20 protein-coding genes are annotated in these 21,692 nt (G+C 46.7%); 5 read left to right on the plus strand and 15 right to left on the minus strand.

Going from position 1 to position 21,692, the window contains the following annotated elements; all coding sequences use genetic code 11:
• Window positions 1–26: 26 nt before the first annotated feature.
• The 6 genes from EIZ58_RS23015 to EIZ58_RS23040 all read right to left on the minus strand — a co-directional run bounded on the left by EIZ58_RS23015 (window position 27) and on the right by EIZ58_RS23040 (window position 7,142).
• The gene (locus tag EIZ58_RS23015; RefSeq protein WP_483296331.1) at window positions 27–1,346 is read right to left on the minus strand and encodes a glycine/betaine/sarcosine/D-proline family reductase selenoprotein B; all 1,320 of its coding nucleotides are present in this window, start codon (window positions 1,344–1,346) and stop codon (window positions 27–29) included.
• Window positions 1,347–1,352: 6 nt separating this feature from the next.
• Window positions 1,353–2,660: a glycine/sarcosine/betaine reductase component B subunit gene (locus EIZ58_RS23020; RefSeq protein WP_134703275.1), complete on the minus strand. Its 1,308-nt coding sequence runs from the start codon at window positions 2,658–2,660 to the stop codon at window positions 1,353–1,355.
• 76 nt (window positions 2,661–2,736) lie between these two features.
• Window positions 2,737–3,924: an NAD(P)/FAD-dependent oxidoreductase gene (locus tag EIZ58_RS23025; protein WP_134703277.1), complete on the minus strand. Its 1,188-nt coding sequence runs from the start codon at window positions 3,922–3,924 to the stop codon at window positions 2,737–2,739.
• 247 nt (window positions 3,925–4,171) lie between these two features.
• On the minus strand, window positions 4,172–4,432 hold the full coding sequence (locus EIZ58_RS23030; protein WP_134703279.1) for a 4Fe-4S dicluster domain-containing protein: 261 nt from the start codon (window positions 4,430–4,432) through the stop codon (window positions 4,172–4,174).
• A gap of 11 nt (window positions 4,433–4,443) precedes the next feature.
• Window positions 4,444–6,315 (minus strand): molybdate ABC transporter substrate-binding protein, encoded by a 1,872-nt coding sequence (modA, locus tag EIZ58_RS23035; protein WP_134703280.1) that lies wholly within the window; start codon window positions 6,313–6,315, stop codon window positions 4,444–4,446.
• 17 nt (window positions 6,316–6,332) lie between these two features.
• Window positions 6,333–7,142, minus strand: coding sequence for an ABC transporter permease (locus tag EIZ58_RS23040; RefSeq protein ID WP_134703282.1), 810 nt, complete (start codon window positions 7,140–7,142; stop codon window positions 6,333–6,335).
• Between the two features lie 626 nt (window positions 7,143–7,768).
• On the opposite strand from EIZ58_RS23040, the gene cudC (EIZ58_RS23045) reads away from it, so the two are divergent.
• Window positions 7,769–8,338: a choline uptake/conversion transcriptional regulator CudC gene (cudC, locus tag EIZ58_RS23045; RefSeq protein ID WP_370297787.1), complete on the plus strand. Its 570-nt coding sequence runs from the start codon at window positions 7,769–7,771 to the stop codon at window positions 8,336–8,338.
• Between the two features lie 24 nt (window positions 8,339–8,362).
• Here cudC (EIZ58_RS23045) and EIZ58_RS23050 read toward each other — a convergent pair whose 3' ends face one another.
• From EIZ58_RS23050 to betB, 3 genes are all read right to left on the minus strand, one after another.
• Window positions 8,363–8,866, minus strand: a complete 504-nt coding sequence (locus tag EIZ58_RS23050) for a DUF2179 domain-containing protein (protein WP_134703286.1) — start codon at window positions 8,864–8,866, stop codon at window positions 8,363–8,365.
• A gap of 78 nt (window positions 8,867–8,944) precedes the next feature.
• Entirely contained in the window at window positions 8,945–10,147 is a 1,203-nt protein-coding gene (locus tag EIZ58_RS23055; protein ID WP_134703288.1) for a choline dehydrogenase, read from the minus strand.
• 26 nt (window positions 10,148–10,173) lie between these two features.
• Window positions 10,174–11,640, minus strand: coding sequence for a betaine-aldehyde dehydrogenase (gene betB, locus EIZ58_RS23060; protein WP_134703290.1), 1,467 nt, complete (start codon window positions 11,638–11,640; stop codon window positions 10,174–10,176).
• 206 nt (window positions 11,641–11,846) lie between these two features.
• On the opposite strand from betB, the gene cudC (EIZ58_RS23065) reads away from it, so the two are divergent.
• The 4 genes from cudC (EIZ58_RS23065) (at window position 11,847) to EIZ58_RS33755 (ending at window position 15,039) form a co-directional block, all read left to right on the plus strand.
• Window positions 11,847–12,395: a choline uptake/conversion transcriptional regulator CudC gene (gene cudC, locus EIZ58_RS23065; protein ID WP_134703637.1), complete on the plus strand. Its 549-nt coding sequence runs from the start codon at window positions 11,847–11,849 to the stop codon at window positions 12,393–12,395.
• 319 nt (window positions 12,396–12,714) lie between these two features.
• Window positions 12,715–14,415, plus strand: a complete 1,701-nt coding sequence (locus tag EIZ58_RS23070; RefSeq protein WP_134703292.1) for a high affinity choline transporter 1 — start codon at window positions 12,715–12,717, stop codon at window positions 14,413–14,415.
• A 137-nt stretch (window positions 14,416–14,552) separates the two neighbouring features.
• Window positions 14,553–14,744 carry a helix-turn-helix domain-containing protein gene (locus tag EIZ58_RS23075; RefSeq protein ID WP_134703294.1) on the plus strand — a complete coding sequence of 64 codons (192 nt, stop codon included), beginning with the start codon at window positions 14,553–14,555 and terminating at the stop codon, window positions 14,742–14,744.
• 142 nt (window positions 14,745–14,886) lie between these two features.
• Window positions 14,887–15,039 (plus strand): hypothetical protein, encoded by a 153-nt coding sequence (locus EIZ58_RS33755; RefSeq protein WP_167577904.1) that lies wholly within the window; start codon window positions 14,887–14,889, stop codon window positions 15,037–15,039.
• Window positions 15,040–15,304: 265 nt separating this feature from the next.
• Here the strand turns inward: EIZ58_RS33755 and EIZ58_RS23080 are convergent, their stop codons facing one another.
• The 6 genes from EIZ58_RS23080 to EIZ58_RS23105 all read right to left on the minus strand — a co-directional run bounded on the left by EIZ58_RS23080 (window position 15,305) and on the right by EIZ58_RS23105 (window position 21,609).
• Window positions 15,305–16,000: a response regulator transcription factor gene (locus EIZ58_RS23080; RefSeq protein ID WP_134703296.1), complete on the minus strand. Its 696-nt coding sequence runs from the start codon at window positions 15,998–16,000 to the stop codon at window positions 15,305–15,307.
• Between the two features lie 18 nt (window positions 16,001–16,018).
• Entirely contained in the window at window positions 16,019–17,452 is a 1,434-nt protein-coding gene (locus EIZ58_RS23085; RefSeq protein ID WP_134703298.1) for a sensor histidine kinase, read from the minus strand.
• 15 nt (window positions 17,453–17,467) lie between these two features.
• Window positions 17,468–18,220, minus strand: coding sequence for an ABC transporter permease (locus tag EIZ58_RS23090; protein ID WP_134703300.1), 753 nt, complete (start codon window positions 18,218–18,220; stop codon window positions 17,468–17,470).
• Window positions 18,207–18,932: an ABC transporter ATP-binding protein gene (locus tag EIZ58_RS23095; RefSeq protein ID WP_134703302.1), complete on the minus strand. Its 726-nt coding sequence runs from the start codon at window positions 18,930–18,932 to the stop codon at window positions 18,207–18,209. The genes EIZ58_RS23090 and EIZ58_RS23095 overlap by 14 nt, the downstream gene beginning before the upstream one ends.
• 76 nt (window positions 18,933–19,008) lie before the next feature.
• The gene (locus tag EIZ58_RS23100; RefSeq protein ID WP_134703303.1) at window positions 19,009–20,280 is read right to left on the minus strand and encodes a hypothetical protein; all 1,272 of its coding nucleotides are present in this window, start codon (window positions 20,278–20,280) and stop codon (window positions 19,009–19,011) included.
• 141 nt (window positions 20,281–20,421) lie between these two features.
• A complete protein-coding gene (locus tag EIZ58_RS23105) occupies window positions 20,422–21,609 on the minus strand; it encodes a chromate transporter (protein WP_134703305.1) in 1,188 nt (395 codons plus the stop codon).
• Window positions 21,610–21,692: the final 83 nt, after the last annotated feature.

Here is a 21,692-nt window from a genome sequence, read left to right on the forward strand (position 1 = left end):
TCTATTCCTCCTTGTATTGTATTGAGCTAGATTTTCACTTCAAAAATGGTAGGCTCCTCGATCTCTGAGGCTAAAGCCTGCAGGGCCACCCCTACACGATGCTTGCGCAGCTTCCATTGGTCCTCGTGGGATAAATTCGGATTTCCTAATGGATAAGGGATGGAAACCGTGGGAACAATTCGGTTCGCTCCTACCGTCTTGGCAATGGATACCAGGTTGGCCATTTGCACAATCGTGATGCCTGCTCGTTCAATTTCTTTTACGATCGTTGCCCCGCAACGAGTACATGTCCCTCAGGTCGAGGTGAGGATGACGGCCGAAACATTGGCCTCCAAGAGTTCCTGGGCAATTTCTCGTCCCATCCGACTAGCGTCCGCTTGCGTCGTTCCCGTTCCTACCGTCGAGTACACATAAGGATGAAGTTTGCCGAAGATTCGCTCCTTCTCATAATCACGAACAGCATCCAATGGAACAATGATGTTCGGGTTATCGTTAGCAAAGGAAGGGTCAAACCCAGCATGAATGGTCTGCCAAACTCCGCCTTCCAATCGTTCTATAGAAGCGACGTCATATTTGCCCCACTTCGTAGCCGACGCCGACTGGATCCGATCGGGATTGCCGACCGGCACGATGCCGCCGGAGTTCACTAGCGCTACCGTCGCTTGCTTCAGGTCAATGGCAGGTGCGATCGGTACGCGATCCACTTTTGGCATGGGCATTTCCGTTTCAAACGGCTCATTATTCAACTTTTTAAGCAGCATATCAACGGCGCGTTGCGCAGCGGGTACGGCAGGATGTTTAAACGATTCCACTCGAATGCCTTTTGGGAAATAACCTTCTTGCTTGGCGGGAAAAAGCTCGGCTCCCGTGGCTAACTTTTTAATAAATTGAGCCATCGGAGGAACGTCCTTACGCATCGCTCCCGCACTGTCTCCCCCAGAGAAAATGTAGATGTCCTTATGAAACATTTCTACTGCTGGGTTTTCGACATACATGCTGGTGACCGCAGGGACACCGAATCGTTCTTGGACCGCCTTGCAAATCTCCCCGCAAGCGAAGCCATAGCGTCCAGCCATAAACGCTGGCCCCGCCACGAATAAATCAAATTCAAGGTCCTGCAGGTAACTAAGGATAATCTCGATCGCATCCTGCTTATGAGTGCCGAAGAAGTTATCCCCGCAAATGATCGTATGGGTCACTTCCACTTCGGGGGCGACTAAGCTTTTCAAGAGCATTCCAGGTCCGACAACGCCTTCCCGGATAACCGGTTCAAAATCCGCTTTATCCTCACCTCCGATCTGCCCGAAAAACTGGTTAATATAATGAACGGCTTTCTTCATTTTCATCACCTCCTAGTACTCCACCACGGTTTTATAGAAACTACCAGTGTTATCGTCCGAGCAAAACATGCCGTTATTTTCCATTTCAATAGATCCATCTTCTTTGACCGATCCTTCCCACCCCCCGGAATTTCCGTCGCGGGCGAGGGCAACTAATTCTCCAATCACTCGTTCCATCGGCGGCAAGCGAATGAATTCAGAAACATTTCCTGTCGTCACAATGGCGTCCGCTTTTTCCGAGAGATCTACGAGCGACTGAGATCTTCCATCTCGGCCGGTGCACTCATTGGTAATCCCCACCACCTTAATGCCGGCGTCCGTTAGTTCGTTGACCACCGCGATAAAATCCGCATCTGGATTCCCGTATCCTTCTTCGCAGACGATCGCGCCTTGTGCCCCGATCTGGGTGGCTAGCTGACGAACGAACAAGGCAGATCTTGTTTTTTCTTCCAGCTGCACATTCAGATTGGACACGATCACGCCTAAAAAGTTGATCGTCTTCCCATGCTCTTCAAACAAGCATTTAATGGTCGGGTTGTTTACATGCTGGTAGGTTGAGATTTTCGATGAACAAGGCATAAAGCTTCCAGAAATCACCGCCCCATCCAGCAGCTCGTTTGGATGCATCAGAGTAGGTACCATCCGATTCGCATCCCAGCCATAAACCAAAGCATTATAGCCGTTTTCAAGCATTTGGGATTGCAGCTGGATCACATAAACCACCCCGGGTAGCTGCTGAACCTCTGTTGGCCTTTCGTGAATCGGCGGCAAGTCAAACACTTCTACTTCCTCCGGCACGAGTTCCTTGACGCAATTCCCGAGATATTCTGCTAAACGCATTCCCGCCCAGCGCAGGGCCCTGTTTTTCTTTTGCTGCTCGAATCGTTCAAATGCTTCATCCGTATCGGCAACCAAACAAATATTGAGATATTGGGAAAAGGCGGTGCGTTCCGCTCCCGGTCCGCTCATGTCGATGAGACCATCCTGAAATCCTCCCCAATGCTTTCCTACCGCAAGTACACAACTTCCTTTCAACGCGTGCGTTCGTCCACTACCCGCAGGCAACAGCTTATGTAAGACCCCCGGAAACATCACACCGCCAGAAACCTTACAGCGAGGCTCGATCGCTTCCTTTACTGGAGTGATCCGCACCGGGTCCCCCGGCTTCGCCAGGATAATATCCGCTTCTATGATGTGGTCATCTTCCCGAACCACCTGAAGCGCTTCCTCCTTGTTGATCGTCAATACCCCGTCCCTGTAGGACGTGACCTTCCCGAAAACAACATCCCTCACATAAAAATTTCCGATTTCCAATCTCATATCGACAACCCCTATGACCGTTATATTCAATACATTTAGAATATATTTAACAAAATAAGAAAAAAAATAGCTATCACTAGAGCTTTGCCTTCTGCAATAACAATTTAAATCCACCAAGGGTAAATAAATAACGATTGTCGATGATTTTTTTCAGCTTTGAGGCACTCGAACCAACCAGCTTTCGCTGTCCCACCATCCCGATCGCTTCTCCCTTTCCTAGCGAAGCCACCGTCCCTTTTAGTTCAGGATGAAAAGCTTGAAGTTCTCCCCCTTCTAGTAGAGACTTGATATTCGTTGCAGTATGAATGCCTTGCTGGATCGCGATCTGAGCAGTTGGGGGATAGGGTCTACCTGTTTCTGGATCAAACAGGACGGATGAATCCCCAATCACAAACACATTTGAATATCCAGGTGATCGCAAGTAATGGTCAACCTTTACCCTTCCCCGCACCACTTCAAAGCCAGACTTCTCTATAATGGAGCTTCCTCGGACACCTCCCGTCCACACCACGGTGGAAGAAGGAATCTTCTCTCCCGTAGCTAACACCACACCTTCTGGACTACACTCCTGAATGGGAGTATTGATCCGAAAAATTACTCCTTTTTCCGATAACACCTTCATCGCATACTCCGTCAGTTCCGGATCAAATCCGGGCAGAACGGTGGGGGCCGCTTCGATATTATAAATCTTGACTTGAGAAGGCTCTACGTCAAACTCCCTACACAATCCGGGAATTCGATCGGCTAATTCTCCTACAAATTCAATGCCAGTAAATCCTGCTCCCCCGACCACAAAGGTGAGATAATCAGAGCGATGGGGTTCATTGCGAAACCTCGAGAACATGTATTCAATATGCTCTCGTATCATCCTCACGCTGTTAATGCTGCGGATCGAAAACGCGTGCTCCTTTAGCCCTTGAATCCCAAACGTCTCTGGCTCGCTGCCTAATGCCACGACAAGATAGTCGTATTCCAGTCTCTCCCCATCGGCGAGTCGGACAGCGCTTACATCCGGTTGAATTGCTTCAACCACTCCCTTGACAAAACGTGTTCGATTTGTCCGCAGAAGGGATCGGATATCGATCCGGCAGCGATCGTGGTGCAAGGTTCCTGCTGCAGGCTCATGAAGCCAGGTAGTAAGGGAGTGATAATCGTGTTTATTAACGAGGATCAGCTCCGCTTCGTCACCAGCAATCCTCTCTTGCAGCTGAACCGCAGTCATCAAACCTCCGTAGCCTGCACCCAGGATTACAACTTTCTTCATCCTTTCACCACCACCATTTCCTAATAAATGTAATTATTGTATAATACGTTGAGAAATCATTAAACACTGGTTGAGCATAGAGACCTAGTCAGAGATAAAATTGGTACCCTTCTCACAACGATCTCTTTTGTTTAATATTTTCAAAACGTTCTTTATGATTAGAATTATACCAACGGAGCAGCATCTGGTCAATACTAATAATTTAGAATTTTTAGTTCAAAAGAAAAGTGCCCAAACGGGCACCAAGTCAAAACATATGGATCCTTACAACCGTATCATTCCAAGCCTGCACCCCGCAGGCCTCAAGACAAGGCGCCTCCTCACAATGTTGGCAAAGCGTCGGAACAAACGATCGGGACGTATGAGGAAACGTCCCCTGTTCGATGACCTGTACCCGATGCCGGAAGTTGCCCAAAGGAGCTCGGTGCTCCGCCTTGCAAGACACGGAGCAGGCGTGGCAGCCGCTGCAACTGTTCAGGTTAATGTGCATGACATATCCAGTGTTCATTTGGAAACCTCCTAATCCAATGGATCGTAGCCATGGTGAATGAAGATCTCTTGCCCCTCTTCAGAAAGAGAGAACTCAAGAAATTCCTGAGCCAGTTCTGGATTCGGGGACACATTCGTCACTGCGATATAGTTAGTTGCCTGAACGTTATACTCTTTTGGAATGTCCACAATGTCCACTTTTTCCTGGAAGTCCGGCGTCACGTCCGTACGGTACACAATCCCAGCTTGAGCTTCACCTAGCCCCACCTTTTGCAGTACCTGTTTCGTGCTGGTTTCAAAGGACACCACATTCTTTAATACCCGCTGTGGAAAATCCTCTCCGTATCCAGCCTTCGCGTTATCAAAAATCTGTCGCGTATATGCCCCGATCGGTACATTATCGACCCCGATCACGAGCTTCACCGATTTGCTCCCCAGATCCTCTAAGCCCTGAATGGCTGCTGGGTTCCCTTTTGGTACGACAATGACCTCATGCCCTTTAGAAACTGGGAAAAACTCATCGATCAATCCTTGTTCCTTAACGGCTTCAATATGAACGATATCCGCGGAAAGAAAGATATCGGCCTTGGCCCCTTGCTCCAATTGTGTTCTTAAGATCTGGGTCCCAGCAAAGGTAGCCCCCATCTTCACCGAAGGATGCTCTTCCTCAAACTTCTCCATCAGCTCGTTAAACGGGTACGTCGCGTTAGCGGCTACTAAGGCGAACATTTCCTTCGTGGGTGCCGCGGTGGCAGCGGTATTGACGGCATTCGTTTTCAACCCATAGCCGGTTATCCCAACGGCGAGAACGACCGCCGCTGCGGCCAGCAGCCCCTTCCACTTAGTTGGTTTTCCTCCCGTTGGCATCGGGGTGGGTTCGGATTTGACGGAGATGCGCGTACGTTTCTTCACCACCGCTCCTTCTACCACTCGTGCATGTTCTTCTCGTACCGAAGCAAAGACCTCTTGATTGACTTTATAATCTTGGGCTTCTACCAACTCCACTCGTACATCCGCGAGAATGGAAACCTCTCCTTCAATTTGCAGGCGAACAAATCCCCCTTGAAACGCCATATCTCTGATTTTTCCTGACCATTGGTATTCTCGAGTCTGCGGTTCTTCCGTTACCTCGACATGCCAAGGATGGACCGAAACAAAGGAGGGCTGCTCTTGTCCTGGAACCACATGGGGAAGCAGGTTCGTACCGATAAACTCCGCCACGAAGTCACTGGCCGGATACTGCGCAATCTCCTTCGAATTCCCAGATTGGATAATCACCCCTTGATCCATGACCGCCACCCGGTCCGCGAGTACACGGGCATCCTCATAATCGTGCGTGACAACAATGCTTGGGATGGACAGCTTTTGCAAGAGCTCCTTCAATTCCGTCCGAACATGCGAACGGGTCGAGACATCAAGAGCGGATAGGGGTTCATCGAGCAGGAGCAGCTTTGGCCGAGTAACGAGTGCCCGCGCTAAAGCGACGCGTTGTTGTTCACCACCAGACAGCATGGCTGGCTTCGCATGGGCTAAATGGCGAATGGCTAGAAAGTCTAGGGCATCTAGAATTCGCTGTGTCCGTTCTTCCTTTTCTAAGTGGGAAATGCCGTAGCCTACGTTATTAAAAACCGTGAGATGTGGAAAGAGCGCGTAATTTTGAAACACATAGCCAATATTCCGTTCTTCCGGCGGCAGTTGAATGCCTTGTGATCCATCCCACAACGTTCGTCCATCCAGGTGGATCGATCCTTCATCTGGGGAAAGCAGACCTGCCAGCATTTTGAGCATCGTACTTTTCCCACAACCTGAATGTCCAATCAACACGAGCGTTTCCGCACCGATCTCTTGGGAGAGCTCGACTGTGAAATGACGCAGCCGCTTCTTTAATTGAAAAGATAACATGACCTACTTCCTCCTATCTATCGAGCCGTGCCCATAATCTTGCCTAAGAATTTTTCGATAAAGCTCACAAACAGCAACAAGGAAAACGAGACCGTCAACAAAAGAGCAGCAATCGATACGGCCACATCCGCATCCGACTCCATTGCGGTATAGATGGCGAGGGGCAACGTTTGCGTTTTTCCTGGCAAATTTCCCGCAAACATCATCGTTGCTCCAAACTCCCCGAGAGCCAGTGCCCAGCTTAAAGCTACCCCCGTGAGAAGACCAGGCAAGGCGAGCGGCGTGGTGACGCGCCAATACGTTTTCCAGGCATTGACACCCAGGGTTTGGGAGACCGCAATCAGCTGATCATCGACCGCCTCAAACGCTTGTCGCGCCGTGGTCACGTAAAAAGGGGAAGCCATAAACACTTGAGCCATCACGACCGCAATCGAGGTAAAAGGGACGGTTACTCCCAACACACTGAGCGTCCCCCCTAGCATTCCTCGTTGACCGAAGATGAGCAGCAAGCCTACCCCTACCACCGCGGTGGGTGCGACGATCGGCATTTTCAAGGCCACTTCCAGTCCTTTCTTTCCTTTGAACTCCGACTTCGCCAACCAGTACGCTAAAGGCGTACCTAACCCGACAATAAAAATGAGCGCAATACTAGTGGTCTTTAAACTTAAGCTCAGCGCCTGGTAGATCACCGGACTTTGCAGTTTCTCCATGATCATTGCCGGACTCTTCGTGATGAACACGGACAATAAAGGCAGTAAGAGGTATGTAATAATAACTCCTATCAGTAAAAATAAAATCAACTTTCCAGCCTTTCTCGACAGAACCATTCCCTCCGCTTCCTCCTTTTAGTGGTACAGTACATTAGTTAATGTTATATTCATTATAATATATTTTTATATTTAGTTCAATAAAAATTTAATATTCAGAATCATTTTAACAAAAAGACCTGTTGTGTGACTCTATTATCTATTGTAATATCTGTAAAAACAATTTCTTACTTTAGCGAGGGCTGATTTCTATGAAGAAAACTTTTCGGGAGATCCACTTTTTAATTGGTATGGTGTTTTTATTCATTATTATCATCGTTTCATCGGTTGGGTTTACAGGTGAATTACCAAGTTATGAGCTTGAAAACGCCAGCAGACTATTTTTTCTAGATTAATCGAGCTTAGGTTCGTTTGAATATTCCTTAAGGGACAGACTTATTTACCCCAAATAAGCACTTTCACCATGTTAAAGGACATAGGATCCTTTGATTGGATGGAAATGCGTAGAAGGACGCCTTATTTCTTAGAATAGAGGAACCCATGTCCGTATTAATCAAAAAATCCATCTAGTGACCCCGATAGCGGAACGAATGTCCGATCGACTTTATTGACATACAATACGGATTTGATATATTTATTATATTAAGAAAAAAGCGAACGAATTGAACATAAACAAAAAGGTCGTGATGGCTATGGGGTCCTCTAAGCAACATGAAGAAGCCTTAATGGATGCTGAAAGTGTAGTGGTTGATGCGATTTCTGAGACCATGGATTTATATGGGGTCACCCCCTCCATTGGGAGGTTATTTGGCATCCTCTACTTCAAGCAACAACCGCTAACCTTAGATGAAATGAGTCAAGAGCTAGGGATGAGCAAGCCTAGCATGAGTACAGGAATACGAGCTCTGCAGCAGATCGGGTTTGTCCATAAGGTGTGGCAGAGAGGCGTCAGGAAAGACTTATACTTAGCAGAGAAAGATTTTTTCAAGACCTTTACCTCCTTCTTCAGCAAGATGTGGAGCAGAGAAATTGCCATCAACCTGGAGGCAACAGAAAAAGCCACAGAAATTCTCACCGAGCTTGTACAAGACCCGAATGCCCCTGTGTGGATTCACGAAAAAGCGAAAGCGGATCTTGAACAGTTGAATCAATCCCGCCAGTATTATGAATGGCTAAAGCAGGTAGTCCAGCTTTTTGAAAGCAAGGAGATTGACAAGCTTGTGGAAGAGTTTAACCAAAAAAACACCCAGAACTAGGCGCTAGCCAGTCCTGGGCATTTTTCACTTACTTATGCTTTTAGTCCAAAAGCCACCGACGAAGTTCGACGGCTCGTACGAGATCATAAACGCCTTAGGATCAATCTGCTGAATAAGCGCCTTTAAGTGTACATACTGCTTTCGGCGGGCTAACACGATGTAGACCATCCTCGTGCCTTGCGCACCCTGCCCTGTCCACGTGGTAACACCATATCCCTTTGCCCGGAGCTCATGGGACATCTCGGCTTGCTCTGATATGACCTGTAAAGCAATATAGCCTAAGGCAATCTTCTGTTCTATATAAATTCCCAATAAAATCCCGATCCCGTAGGATCCGCAGTACGTAATAATCCCAAGTGTCGAATCCATATACTTTAGTACGATAGCCAAGCCAGTAATGTAAACAAAGATTTCGATCGTGCTAATGAAGGCCGCTAAATACTTCATTCCCTTGATCATAAATACACTGCGTATCGAATAAAGGGCTACATAAAGGACTTGAATCAACCCCATAATGGCATAAGTCATATCAGCGCTCACCTCACCACGTAATAAGGAGCCATCCTCACTTCAGCTTCGAGGATGGCTCCCGCAACCTATATTCGTTTATACCGTCGATGGCTCCAGGTTAAAGCAGCGTCGATAGACCCACTCATAGCCCTTCACGTTAATATCGCGCGGATTCCCAATTGTTTGGGGATCTCTATACGCCTCTTCCGCTAAACGAGGGATCATCTCAGCCGGTACCCCTTGCTGCTCGAGCGAAGGGATCTGTACATCTCTCACGAGATGATACACCTCGCGGACCGCCGCTTTCGCCGCTTCCTCCTGTGACATTCCGTGGATATTTACCCCCAGCGCCTGCGCGATGCGAGCAAACTTCTCCGGTTCTCCCATCCAATTATATTCCATAACAGGACCCAGCATCGCGGCCACACAAGGACCATGAGCCACCGGGATGATTCCACCTAGCGTCTGTGCCATTGCATGGGCTGCCCCTGCCGATTCGCTTCCATAGGACAAGCCGGCGAGCATCGCTGCCTTCGCCATCCCATAGCGCGCTTCGATATCCTGACCATTGGAAACGGCCCGACGAAGATACTTGGCTACGTATTCCATCGCTAACAACGCTACCGCATCGGTCATCGGCTGAGCATAATGGCAGGTATAGCACTCGATGGCATGGGACAGAGCGTCTATACCCGTTCCTGCAGTAATATGCGCTGGCATGGACACATGAAGCTCCGGATCAATAATGGTCAAGTGGGCGGCGATCAATGGCCCTCCTGTATTAAATTTGAACTCTCTTGCAGGATCGGTGATGACCGCCCATTGGGTAACTTCACTTCCCGTACCCGCTGTTGTGGGGATGGTGGTTAAAGGAGGGATACGCTTTGCTAGCGGCTTCTTCCCGGGAGCGGCTTCATAATTCAGCACCGGCTCTCCATGGACAACCTCCACCCCAATGGCTTTGGCCGTATCCATGGAACTTCCTCCCCCAACTGCCACTAAACCATCGCACCCATTTTCCACATACATCGCACTGCCCTTTGCTACCGTATATATAGAAGGATTGGGCTCTACTTTATCATATACCACCACATCAATATCACTTTCCTTCAGGCTTTTGATGACCCCTTCCGTCAATCCTACTTTTTGAACACCAGGGTCCGTCACGAGGAGCACACGGCTCACTCCTAAATTCTTAATTTGTTCCCCAGCCTGTTTGATCACGCCGATCCCATGTACCACCACCGTCGGCATTTCAAAGCTTTTTAATCTCCCCATACGCTCAAATCTCATGTTCATCCTTTATTCTCCTCCCTATTTATGAATTAACCGAACCACTTCATCGGCGCTGGCTTAATGTTGGTATAGACATGCTTAATCTCGGTATACTCTTCTAGGCCCACATGGCCTAATTCACGACCAATCCCTGACTGCTTGTACCCGCCCCATGGTGCTTGAGGGAAATATGGATGATAGTCATTGATCCAGACCGTGCCCATCCGCATGGCTTTCATCACACGTTCTGCCCGATTCATATCTTGCGTCCAGACGGCGCCAGCCAAGCCGAAACGGCTGTCATTCGCTAACCGAACCGCTTCTTCTTCATTCTTAAAGGTCTCCACCGTCATGACCGGGCCAAAGGATTCCTCTTGGACAACATGCATATCCGTATGGCAACCCACAAAGATCGTAGGCTCGATGAAAAATCCGTTTTGCAGTTCAGCCTGGCTGGCTCGCTTTCCTCCTAAAACCAGCTTTGCTCCTTCTTGAACACCCTTTTCGATATACTTCTCAATCGCAGCCAGCTGTTCTGCAGATATCACAGGTCCCATTTGTGTTCGTTCATCAAAGCCGCTGCCCATCCGGATCTTCTTTGCTTGCTCCACCATCGCCTCGACGAATCGATCGTGGATGGATTCTTCTACAAGGAGTCGCGCTCCAGCTGAGCAAACTTGACCCGCATGGAAAAATACAGCATTAATGGCGTAATCGACAGCGGTTTCAAAATCTGCATCTGCAAACACCACATTCGGGTTTTTCCCGCCCAATTCCAGCGAGATCTTTTTAAAATTGTTGGCTGCCGCTTGCATAATTTGACGACCGGCAACCCCTCCTCCAGTAAAAGAAATCAAATCCACAAAAGGATTCTCTGCCAGCTCCGCACCGACTGAAGATCCAGGACCTAACACCACATTCACGACCCCAGGAGGGAGCCCTACCTCCTCAAAAATTTCCGCCATCTTGATGGTAGTCAAAGGGGTGATTTCCGCAGGCTTCAGCACCACCGTGTTCCCTGCAGCCAAAGCAGGAGCTAGCTTCCACGAAGCTTGGAGCAAAGGATAATTCCACGGAGCGATTAAGCCGCAGACTCCCACGGGTTCACGCACGGTACGGCTAACGGAATTCGGATTCGGTGACTCAATCATCTCACCGCCATGTTTATCCGCCAATCCGGCATAATATTGGAACACGCCCGCAATCCCATCCATGTCGGCCAGGCTTTCTGTGAGGGTTTTCCCGGTGTTTAGTGTTTCTAGCTCCGCCAATTCATCTTTATACTTGCGAATCTTTTCTGCGACTTGAAGGAGAATCGAGCCTCTTTCAAAGGCCGTTGTGTTGCGCCACTCTCCCTGATCAAAGGCTTGTCGAGCAGCCAGTATAGCGTCATTCGCGTCTCGGCGGTCGCCACGACTCACCATAGCAATCACTTCCTGATTGTAGGGATTAATAACCTCCTTGGTTTGGCCCGTATGGGAAGACACCCATTTTCCATTGATGTACATCTTCTTCATGACAATCCCTCCTTAATTTACGTTAAATATTTTTCAAACGTTCTTAACAATTCGAATTATAGCATCGCAGGCTTTTACGGTCAATACCAAAAAGTCTGAATTTTATAAATTGACATCTTCCACCATTCTGTTTATATTTATTCCATACCAAATATTTAGAAATTTTTTAATAAGAGCAAGGAGGTGTGGATGAATATCCATCATTTATGGTAACTTCTTCAAAAGTGGCGTATGACCATCAAAACTTGTTGGAAATGGGAGAAGGACTTGTGATGGACTCGATTGCTGAGACCATGGATCTTTATGGGGTTACTCCATCAATTGGACGGCTGTACTCGATTTTGTATTTTAATGATGGACCGCTTAGTTTAGATGAGATGAGTGAGAGAACGGGCATGAGCAAACCCTCCATGTCCACGGGTATCCATGCCTTACTGGAGATCTTCATGGTACAAAAGGTCTGGATGAAAGGGGTGAGAAAGGATTTATACGTCGCAGAAAAAGATTTTTTCCAGTCGTTTATTCAGTTTTTCTGCAAAAAGTGGGAACGAGAGATCTTATTGAACGTCAAATCAATTGAAAACGCTACAGATATCTTCAACCAATTACTAGAAGACAATAACACGCCAACCTCCATTCGGTTAAAAGCAGAAGCAAATCTCAAACAGCTAGAAGAGTCGCGCAAATATTATGAATGGCTTGTCAAGCTTGTGGAGGCTTTCCGCAGTAAGGAGATTTTTACTCTTATAAAATAAGAAAAGCTTCTATCGAAGCCCACTCGGAGAAGTAGTCGGATTCATCAATAGCCGAAGCTTTTCATGCTCCAGGAAAGTATTGTTCGCTTTAATGCTTTAACGAACTTAGACTTTCCTTCACGAAAAAAAAAGTGCCCAGAGGCACCAAGTCAAAACATATGACAAGGAATAGAACAAAGCAGATAGCTTGCCCAGCCTAGCTTGTTCTATTCCGCCTCCTCAGCTGGAGATCCTGCTAAGGATTACTACTAGTTTAACACAATATGAAGTGCTGCCATAATTAAAATTCCGATTCCTCAAATAAAGGAGACAAACGGGAATGAATCTAAAAAATAAAATCGAGGAAGTTTCCTTTGTTGCAAGAGAAGAAGCTGCGACCCTGGAAGCTGAGATCGCCTCTCCCCCTCTAAGGAGGACTTTCTGGACACCTTGGAGAACGTGTTTGACCGGTTTTACCCTCGCTTCTGTCGTTGCTTTAGGTTATTCCACCGTTACAGAAAAGGAAATCTATTGGCCTGGATTATTTATGATGCTGGGATTCTATGCTCTATTCTATTATGTTGGAGCTAAATCTACCGAGAAAAAACGAGATGACGACATGCTGGTAGCCGGCCGCTCCATGCCACTATGGATTGCCATGTTTACTATGACTGCCACATGGGTGGGCGGCGGATATATTACCGGCACATCTGAAAACGTGTACAACTATGGCATGGTCTGGACCCAAGCCCCTTGGGCATTCTCCATCAGCTTGATCCTTGGCGGAATTTTTTACGCAAGGAAGATGCGCCGGTACGAATTTATGACCATGCTAGACCCGTTAGAGTCCCGTTTTGGCAAGAGAATGGGTGGACTACTTTACTTCCCGGCTCTTTTAGGCGAAGTGTTTTGTATTGCCGCTTACCTTACCGCTCTCGGCATGACCTTTGGCGTCATTTTAGGCCTGGATTTTAAAGTCTCTATTATTTTCTCTGCTTTCATCGCGATCGCCTACACCGTCATTGGCGGCTTATGGGCCATCGCCCACACGGATGTGCTGCAGCTGTGCATTATGTTTGTGGGATTAATCTTTGTACTGCCGTTTGCGTTTGCCAATGTCGGAGGAATCGAAGTGGCTTTTTCCAAGTATGCCGAAGGAATGGGGGACACGCTCAGTCTCTTCCCTCCCCTTATGGGCTGGACGGATCCGAATTGGGGCAATTACTATTGGCAATGGTGGGATTTCGCCCTTCTCCTGATGTTAGGAGGGATTCCCTGGCAAATCTACTTCCAACGCGTCCTTGCTGCTAAAAACGAGAATACAGCGATGTGGCTTTCGATTAGCGCTGGTTTAGTCTGCATGCTTGCCGCCGTACCGCCAGCACTTATCGGGATTGCCGGATACAATGCCGACTGGTCTGCCTTAGGAACCTCGGCACCTGAAAATCCCTCGATGATCCTATCGTATGTCTTTAAATTTATGTCACCTGGATTAGTCGGCTCTCTTGCTCTAGGCGGACTCGCTGCAGCTGTTATCGGTTCCGTAGCGGCCTCCATGCTATCCGCTTCCTCTATGGCCGCATGGAATGTCTACCGTCCGCTAGTAAAGCCTAACGCCAACAAGATCCAATTGGACAAGATGATTAAGCGTTGCATTATTATAGTGGGGGTCGGATCCACCATTATCGCTTTATCTGCCAAAAGCGTCTATGCTCTTTGGTATCTATCGAGTGATCTAGTCTATTGTATTTTGTTCCCGCAGCTTACGCTGGCCCTGTTTAATAAAGGGGTTAATACCTATGGCTCAGCTGCCGGATTTGCTGTTGCCTTACTCCTCCGAGTGGGTGGAGGAGAACCGCTTCTTGGCTTACCGCCCTTCCTCCCTTATCCCATGATCGAAGACGGCGTGGTCCTTTTCCCGTTCCGAACCTTTGCCATGGTAAGCAGCTTAATGACTATCATTACCGTTTCTTACTTCACTCGAAAAATTTGTCCACCTATGCCTTTGCGCAATTTGGAGACAGGCAAACTGCATATGTAATCGTGATAAAAGGAAGCTCTCAGCTTCCTTTTTGCTTTGATTGTCTTTAGGAAATACTTCCTATTGCCAATCTCCCAGAATAATTTTTATAATATACTAAAAAAAACAAAAAACTGAGAGAGAGAAAGGTCATAGAGATGGAAGAGATAGGTGCCCAAATCATTCAAGAACTCGGAATAAATGCTTACCTAATATGGATGTATCTAAAAGAAAAGAGCAAGATCCCCCCCATTAAAGAGATTGCAGAAGCACTCGGCAGACAGGAACGAACAGTCAGAAGATGGGTCAAAGAATTAAAGCAAAGAGGCTATCTCGCAACGAGTAGATAATCATACCTAGCAATAACCGGATTCGCTCCAGTTATTGCTTTTTCTCTTATTTTGTCTATTTTTGTCTAAATGTAAGCGTTAACAAATATTATGAATCTATGTTATACTGTCTAAGGATAGAAGATTACGGAGGATGTTGCAAATGTCTAAATGGAAAATTCAAAGTACAAACCAACCACTTCCTACTAATTTAGAAGAATTGCTAGAACAGTTCAACTCAGAGGCTAAGATCCATGAACTAGCCAAAGACCTTGTTAGAGGCCACTATGAAGAGCAATGGGAAGATGCAATCTAAGGGATCTACCTACTGGATTACCCCAGTTTTACCTCCACTACCTTAATGCCACATTTCATACAACTCAACCTCTTAGACAACGCCCTCAAACATGTGAACCCCAGCTTTACCACCCGGATACGAATGGTAAAGCTGAGAATCACCATTACCTAATATAGAAGGTGTGAACCAGCTGTTCGCCCTCACCTGCCCTACACCCGCGGCTGATTATCTCCAAGATGCTTGTGCTCTACTATATTGTAAAGTCTCTTCAGAGCTGTTTTATCTACACCAGCGCCCGATACCCCGATCCCCAAACAGTGCCGATATACTGCGGTTTAGATGGATTTTCCTCAATTTTCTCTCGAATTCTTGCAATATGTACTGTCACAGTGGAGGCGTCACCTAAAGCATCCATCCCCCAAATCCTTTCAAAAAGCTCTTCTTTACTGAATACCCGGTTGGGATGTTCCATCAAGAACAGCAAGAGATCGTATTCTTTATGAGCCATCGTGACCTCACCCCCATTTACAAACACTCTTCGTGCTTCTTTATGAAGCTCAAGACCCCTGACCTGAACCTTACTTCCTTCCTCCCCCTTGCCAAAGCGCTCCTTCATCCTCTCAAACTTATTGAGATGCGCGTGGACACGGGCGACCAGCTCGCCGGAGCTGAAGGGTTTAGTAATATAGTCATCCGCGCCAAGGCCGAGGCCTTTGACTTTATAAATTTCCTCTGCCCGGGCCGAGACAAGCAAAACCGGAATATCTTCCTTCTCGCGGATTGTTTTCAACAGCTCAAAGCCGTCTGCCCCCGGCAGCATAATGTCAAGAATCACGAGATCAAATTTTTCCTTCCCCAGCGCTTGCAAGCCGTCAGTCCCGGTGTTTTCTATAGCAACAGAAAAGCCGCTCAGCTCCAGATAATCCTTTTGCAGATCAGCAATACTTTGATCGTCTTCAACAATAAGAATTCGTTTCATCCTTTTCCTCCAACCAGCCTATACCTTTTTCAGGGAGATCATCATGCGAGTCCCTTCTCCCACTGTGCTTGTTACCCATATTTTTCCTTCGTGTCCTTCAATAATCTGTTTGGCAATAGCAAGCCCAAGGCCACTTCCGTCCGCACTTTTTCTGGATGGATCCACTCGATAAAACCGATCAAAAATATGGGGAAGATCGTCCTCAGAAATGCCTTTGCCATTATCTCGTATTTCGATAATCGCGGATGTCCGGGTTTCCCTTAGGATAATATCCACTTGCCCGTCCTCATTTTCCATATACTTCTTGGCATTATCCAGGATATTCTGAATAACACGCCTCAATCTTTCTCGATCCACTAATATCAAGACCGACTCGTTCATTTCATTGATCAGTGTTAACTTGATATTCGCCTGGTCGTACTCATAACGATAATCCTCCACACAATCTTCAAAATACTGCAGGACATCCGTTCTCTCAAAATGAAACGGAATCTGGTTCAAGTCCAGCTTGGAGTATAATAGAAGATCGTCAATCATCACGTTGACCAGCATCGCCTTGTTCCGGGCCGTTTCAAGGTATTGCTTCCTTTTTTCCGGCGTTTGCGCGACCCCATCAAGAATCCCTTCAATGTAGCCTCTGATGGAAGTAACCGGGGTTTTTAAATCGTGGGAGATGCTTGAGATCAAGAACTTTCGGTTGTCGTCGTATTTCTGCTGCAGATAAACAGACTCCTTGAGCTTAATTCGCATAAGTTCTAGTGTTCGACACAACTCCTTGACCTCTCCATCCCCTTCTTCTGCAATCCCGCAGCTTAAATCTCCTTCACTGATTTTTACCGCCGCATCCTTCAGCCTCGACACCGGTGCGATGATCCCCCGTGAGAAACGGTAGGACACCCAAAAATTCATCGCCAAAAAAGACAGAATAAAAAAACTGACCGTAAAAATCCCGAGATAAAAGTAAAAGTCCGTTTTCAGCTGGATGGGGGCGAGCAGCAGTAGTACGCCTTTATCCCCTCCAGACAGATAATAATCTGCTCGCGTAAACATAAAGGTTCTTCCATCTAGCTCGATCGTATCCAGGTTCGATCCCTGGTTCGAGAGCATCAAGCTCTTTTCCACATCAATGAGGTTGAGCTTTCGCGTCGAATACATAACTTCGCGATTTTTTAAAATGACTGCGTGAGATCCTAATGTCCTCACCCTATCAGACAGCTCTTGCTGATAGCGGTGATCCAGTAGCTGATCAAATTCCATGGTCTGTGCGGACCTCGTGATCTCCCCAAGTCCTGACCTAACTTCAAAAATCCGTCTTAAATCATGGGCATCCGCTTGCGAACCGAACACCTTCGTATAAGCGGCAACAAAGATGATGACAGCCAACACGGTTAAGGTAATGGAAACTAAAACGGCTAGCACATTCATCAAGAAAAAACGTTTGGTTAATTGCATTGCAATTCGCCTTCCCTATATTTCCTTGCGGTCAAACAAATAAAAACCCGCTGTAAAAAACATTATACCAGAGCTTACCATAATAAGAATCTGACGGAAAATTTTAAATCCATTGATGGACTCTGATATCCACAGGGTGTACCAATTAAACATCGATGTAATAAAAAAGCTCGAGTACTGGGAAAAGAAAATGCCCAAAAAATTAAATCCTATGAACACAAGAATGGAGAGGAAAAATACCGCTAATCCTCCTCGCACGATATTTGCCAGCAAGACGACGAGCAGACCGAACACAAATATGGGAAGGAATGTGGTGGTATACGATAACACTACCCTCACAATGCCAATCAAACTAACGGAAGACGGATTAAACAAAATTCCGGCTACTAAGGAAAGAAGCATAACAAACAGCAAGTTAGCCGCAATGAATAAGGCTAGAGTGGATACCTTCGCACTAAACACGCCCAAGCGGGACACTGGTCGAGTGAGCGTGATCTTCATCGTATTGGATGACATTTCCCCGTTAAACATGTCAATGGCCACAAAGGTGGCAAACAGGGGCAAAATGGTATAAATAATCATGGATAAAACCATAAACGGAAATTCAGTGTTGCCCACCACTCTTAAACCCAGGCCATGCTTAATCGCCGTGACAGCGACTTGACCGATCAGCACGGCAAAAACAGATAAAATCGCCGCAGCCATGATTTCTTTTTTCTTTAATAGTTTAACTGTCTCATTAATAAAAGTAGCCCTAAACCCTACCATTTCTGTCTACCTCGCTAACAAAATAGTTTTCAAGAGAAGCATAGTTGGAAAGAATGTTTTTCGTATACTCCACGTTCACTAGCTTCCCGCTGTACACCACGCCGATTCGGGTACAAGTCAGCTCAACATCATGAATGAGATGGCTGGAGATAAAAAACGTTGTCCCTTCCTCTTCGGCCAGCTGCTTGATCAGCTTACGCATATCCAACATGCCCTCAACGTCCAACCCATTCAAAGGCTCATCTAAAATTAACAACTTAGGCTTGGACAGGATCGCTGCCGCCACCCCCAGACGTTGCTTCATTCCCAGCGAGAATTTCTTAGATTTTTCATGCTTATATTTCAACATGCCGGTAATCTCCAGGCATTCATCAATCCGCCTTTGATCCACCCCAGGGTAATAGCGAGCGAAGAGCTTCAAATTTTCATTAGCGGTTAAATACGGATACGATTCTGCCGTCTCGATAATACAGCCTACATCCTTCATGGCCTCAACATAATCATCTATAATGCTCGCACCAAAAATCTTTACATCGCCACGGTCCGGCTTAATCAGGCCTGCCATCATTTTCATCGCGGTTGTTTTTCCGGCGCCATTCGGCCCTAAAAATCCGAAAATATCCCCTTGATTCACCTCTAAATTCAAATCGCTAATGCCCCTCCCATTACTATAAACCTTAGTCAGGCCGGTAATTTCCATCGCTTTCATCATAAATAGCGTTCCTCTCCTTATGAATTTGGCAGAGTTGCCCTCAAGTTTCTACTTCCTCTTGAGGGCTTTCTCCCCTTTATTCTTCAAATACGCGGTTAAATTCCGAGTCGAAATTCGGACGATCATTGGATCGATAAGAGTTCTGATCCAGAATCACAACATTTAAGCTTACATAAAGCTTTCCGTTACTGCTCGGATGAATTTCACCTTGTTCTTCTTCACCTTTTGGATTGGTATATTTAAAGAAGGAACGTGGCTCCTGATAACTTGGGTCATATTCAAAGTCAAACTGATACACCTCAGGATAGTCTGCTTCAAAGCCAGGCTTGATGGTTTCGACATACCTACCCGTCACGTTATTCTTTTCTACCTTGGTAATTTCCAGTGTTCTTTGGCCAATCTTAACGAATTTCCCATTTTTCTCAATCACAATGTTATTCTTGTATGTCCCTACATGTTTGCTGGTAAAGCCGCTGGAATGGCTCACTTCCTCCACTTCTGCTCCGGCCATGCTAGGCTTATTGATCATGGTTGTCCCGATATCGGAAAGCTTAAAAACCATATTTAGCATCAATTCATGCTCCACGCCGAATTTGTCTTTACCTGACAGAACCACATCGCCAGTCACACTCTCCAACAAGCCGGCTTTGTTTTCAATCGCTGTACCCGATACCTTTTTCACGTAGATATCACTTTCTACCTCCGGAAGCTTAGAGTTGGGCTCCATGCGTCCATGGTCCTCCATCATCTTCTTAATACCAAAGGAGGACACAGCACTGATCACCGCTGGCACTTGCGCTTCAGATAAAGTTCCGGAGTAGACTTTACCGCCCTCCGGCCTTTCTTCCGCCTGGACATAATCCTTTAAATTACCCACCAGCGCATCCACAATCTTTTCGACTTCTGGCGCTCCCTTCTCGTTAAAAGGATTCGTAAATCGATTCCAGTTTGTTCTATCAAAATCATCAGGGAATGTGGTCACATAATATTTGTTTTCCGTTCCGTTTTTCCAAATCGAAATCTTTTCATCTGCATAGGAGTAATTAGCCACCACTTCTCCACTCGATTGCTGCGTGACCGATTGGCTTTCATACGTCTTCTTTGCGGGATCGTATTTTTGCACGCTAGACGCTTGGAACAGCGTTTGATTATTATCTTTGAGAGTGAACAAGGCTTCAATGGTGTAGTTATCTAGACCCTTTTCCATCTGGGACGCGGTTTGCTTGGCGGAATTTTTTAAGCGGTCATAGCCCGAACCCAACATTACATCGGCAAAAGCAGTTGATACAAACACACAAGCTCCAAGGGTAAAGGATAAAACCGTCATTTTCTTTTTACTCAACTTCATATACATGCTCCTTTTTTTCATATTCGGAAACGTTCCCTTGTCTTTCATTATAAAGAGGGGTTCTTGAAATCATCTAAATAAACTATTAACAAATTATTAACTCGTGGCACACAAAAAACCCTCCAGCAATGGAGGGCTTCTTTATAAACCAATAATGGTTCCGCCGACGGCACCGGCGATGACCACGACCCAAGGGGGCGTCTTCCAAAAAACGAGCAGGATAAACAGGATGGCCGCTAGGACAAAATCGATCGGGGCAAGGATCGTACTCGTCCAAATCGGATCATAAAGAGCCGCTAATAGGATCCCGACAACCGCTGCATTCACACCCACCAATGCTCCTTGGATATTCGGCTTCCGGCGAAGAGTATCCCAAAAAGGGAGCGTTCCAATCACGAGTAAGAAGGCCGGCATAAATATAGCGATCGTTGCGATGGTTGCCCCGAACCAACCACCCATGACCGCACCCAAATAAGCGGCAAAGGTGAACAATGGTCCGGGGACAGCTTGCGTGGCACCGTAACCAGCCAAAAAAGTCTCCTTGCTTAACCAGCCTGTAGGAACCACTTCCCTTTCCAAAAGAGGCAAAACGACGTGTCCGCCACCAAACACCAGAGACCCCGCACGATAAAAGCTGTCAAAAACAGCCAACCATTCATAGGACGCTAGATTGCGAAGGATTGGCAATCCAAACAGTAAGCCAAAAAACAAAGCGAGACTAGCCACAGCAACCGAGCGACGAATAGGAACCCGCATCTCCGGCAATTCCGGAATTTTTGTGTCCCTGTATAACATCAAGCCTATAATCCCAGCAACAACAATAATGAGGACCTGTGTTACCGCTGTTTGCCAAAGCAAAGATATCGTAGCAGCAACAATCGCTATCGTTGCTCTATTTCGATCTGGCGTAAGCTTCTGCCCCATTCCCAGAATCGCGTGGGCAACAATCGCAACTGCAACCAGCTTTAAACCATGAATCCACCCAGCATTTCCTACATCAAACCCTTGAAGGATAAATGCAAACAAAATAAGGGCAACAACGGAAGGAAGGGTAAACCCAATCCAAGCAAAAAGGCCGCCTAAAAGACCTGCCCGCATCACGCCAATCCCAATTCCTACCTGACTGCTAGCAGGGCCAGGAAGAAACTGGCATAAAGCCACCAGATCAGCGTAGCTTCGTTCATCCATCCATTTTCTGCGACGAATATATTCATCATGGAAATAACCGAGATGTGCAATGGGACCGCCAAATGAAGTGAAGCCTAATTTGGTGGATACACTTAAAACTTCAAGTAAGGACTGTAATCGGCCTTTGTTATTCTTTTCCATACAATCGCCACCTCCTTTGGTATTCTAGTTCTCTCATTATACCGTGGGATATTGACTCTACATACCAGTTTAACAAAAACTTA

The sequence above is a fragment of the Ammoniphilus sp. YIM 78166 genome, assembly GCF_004522215.1.
In the GTDB taxonomy this organism is placed as follows: domain Bacteria; phylum Bacillota; class Bacilli; order Aneurinibacillales; family RAOX-1; genus YIM-78166.

Coding starts and splice junctions, on each gene's coding strand:
- EIZ58_RS23020 (WP_134703275.1), bottom strand. CDS start 2,660: ATGAGATTGGAAATCGGAAATTTTTATGTGAGGGATGTTGTTTTCGGG.
- EIZ58_RS23025 (WP_134703277.1), bottom strand. CDS start 3,924: ATGAAGAAAGTTGTAATCCTGGGTGCAGGCTACGGAGGTTTGATGACT.
- EIZ58_RS23030 (WP_134703279.1), bottom strand. CDS start 4,432: ATGAACACTGGATATGTCATGCACATTAACCTGAACAGTTGCAGCGGC.
- modA (WP_134703280.1), bottom strand. CDS start 6,315: ATGTTATCTTTTCAATTAAAGAAGCGGCTGCGTCATTTCACAGTCGAG.
- EIZ58_RS23040 (WP_134703282.1), bottom strand. CDS start 7,142: ATGGTTCTGTCGAGAAAGGCTGGAAAGTTGATTTTATTTTTACTGATA.
- cudC (WP_370297787.1), top strand. CDS start 7,769: ATGGCTATGGGGTCCTCTAAGCAACATGAAGAAGCCTTAATGGATGCT.
- EIZ58_RS23050 (WP_134703286.1), bottom strand. CDS start 8,866: ATGACTTATGCCATTATGGGGTTGATTCAAGTCCTTTATGTAGCCCTT.
- EIZ58_RS23055 (WP_134703288.1), bottom strand. CDS start 10,147: ATGAACATGAGATTTGAGCGTATGGGGAGATTAAAAAGCTTTGAAATG.
- betB (WP_134703290.1), bottom strand. CDS start 11,640: ATGAAGAAGATGTACATCAATGGAAAATGGGTGTCTTCCCATACGGGC.
- cudC (WP_134703637.1), top strand. CDS start 11,847: ATGGTAACTTCTTCAAAAGTGGCGTATGACCATCAAAACTTGTTGGAA.
- EIZ58_RS23070 (WP_134703292.1), top strand. CDS start 12,715: ATGAATCTAAAAAATAAAATCGAGGAAGTTTCCTTTGTTGCAAGAGAA.
- EIZ58_RS23075 (WP_134703294.1), top strand. CDS start 14,553: ATGGAAGAGATAGGTGCCCAAATCATTCAAGAACTCGGAATAAATGCT.
- EIZ58_RS33755 (WP_167577904.1), top strand. CDS start 14,887: ATGTCTAAATGGAAAATTCAAAGTACAAACCAACCACTTCCTACTAAT.
- EIZ58_RS23080 (WP_134703296.1), bottom strand. CDS start 16,000: ATGAAACGAATTCTTATTGTTGAAGACGATCAAAGTATTGCTGATCTG.
- EIZ58_RS23085 (WP_134703298.1), bottom strand. CDS start 17,452: ATGCAATTAACCAAACGTTTTTTCTTGATGAATGTGCTAGCCGTTTTA.
- EIZ58_RS23090 (WP_134703300.1), bottom strand. CDS start 18,220: ATGGTAGGGTTTAGGGCTACTTTTATTAATGAGACAGTTAAACTATTA.
- EIZ58_RS23095 (WP_134703302.1), bottom strand. CDS start 18,932: ATGATGAAAGCGATGGAAATTACCGGCCTGACTAAGGTTTATAGTAAT.
- EIZ58_RS23100 (WP_134703303.1), bottom strand. CDS start 20,280: ATGAAGTTGAGTAAAAAGAAAATGACGGTTTTATCCTTTACCCTTGGA.
- EIZ58_RS23105 (WP_134703305.1), bottom strand. CDS start 21,609: ATGGAAAAGAATAACAAAGGCCGATTACAGTCCTTACTTGAAGTTTTA.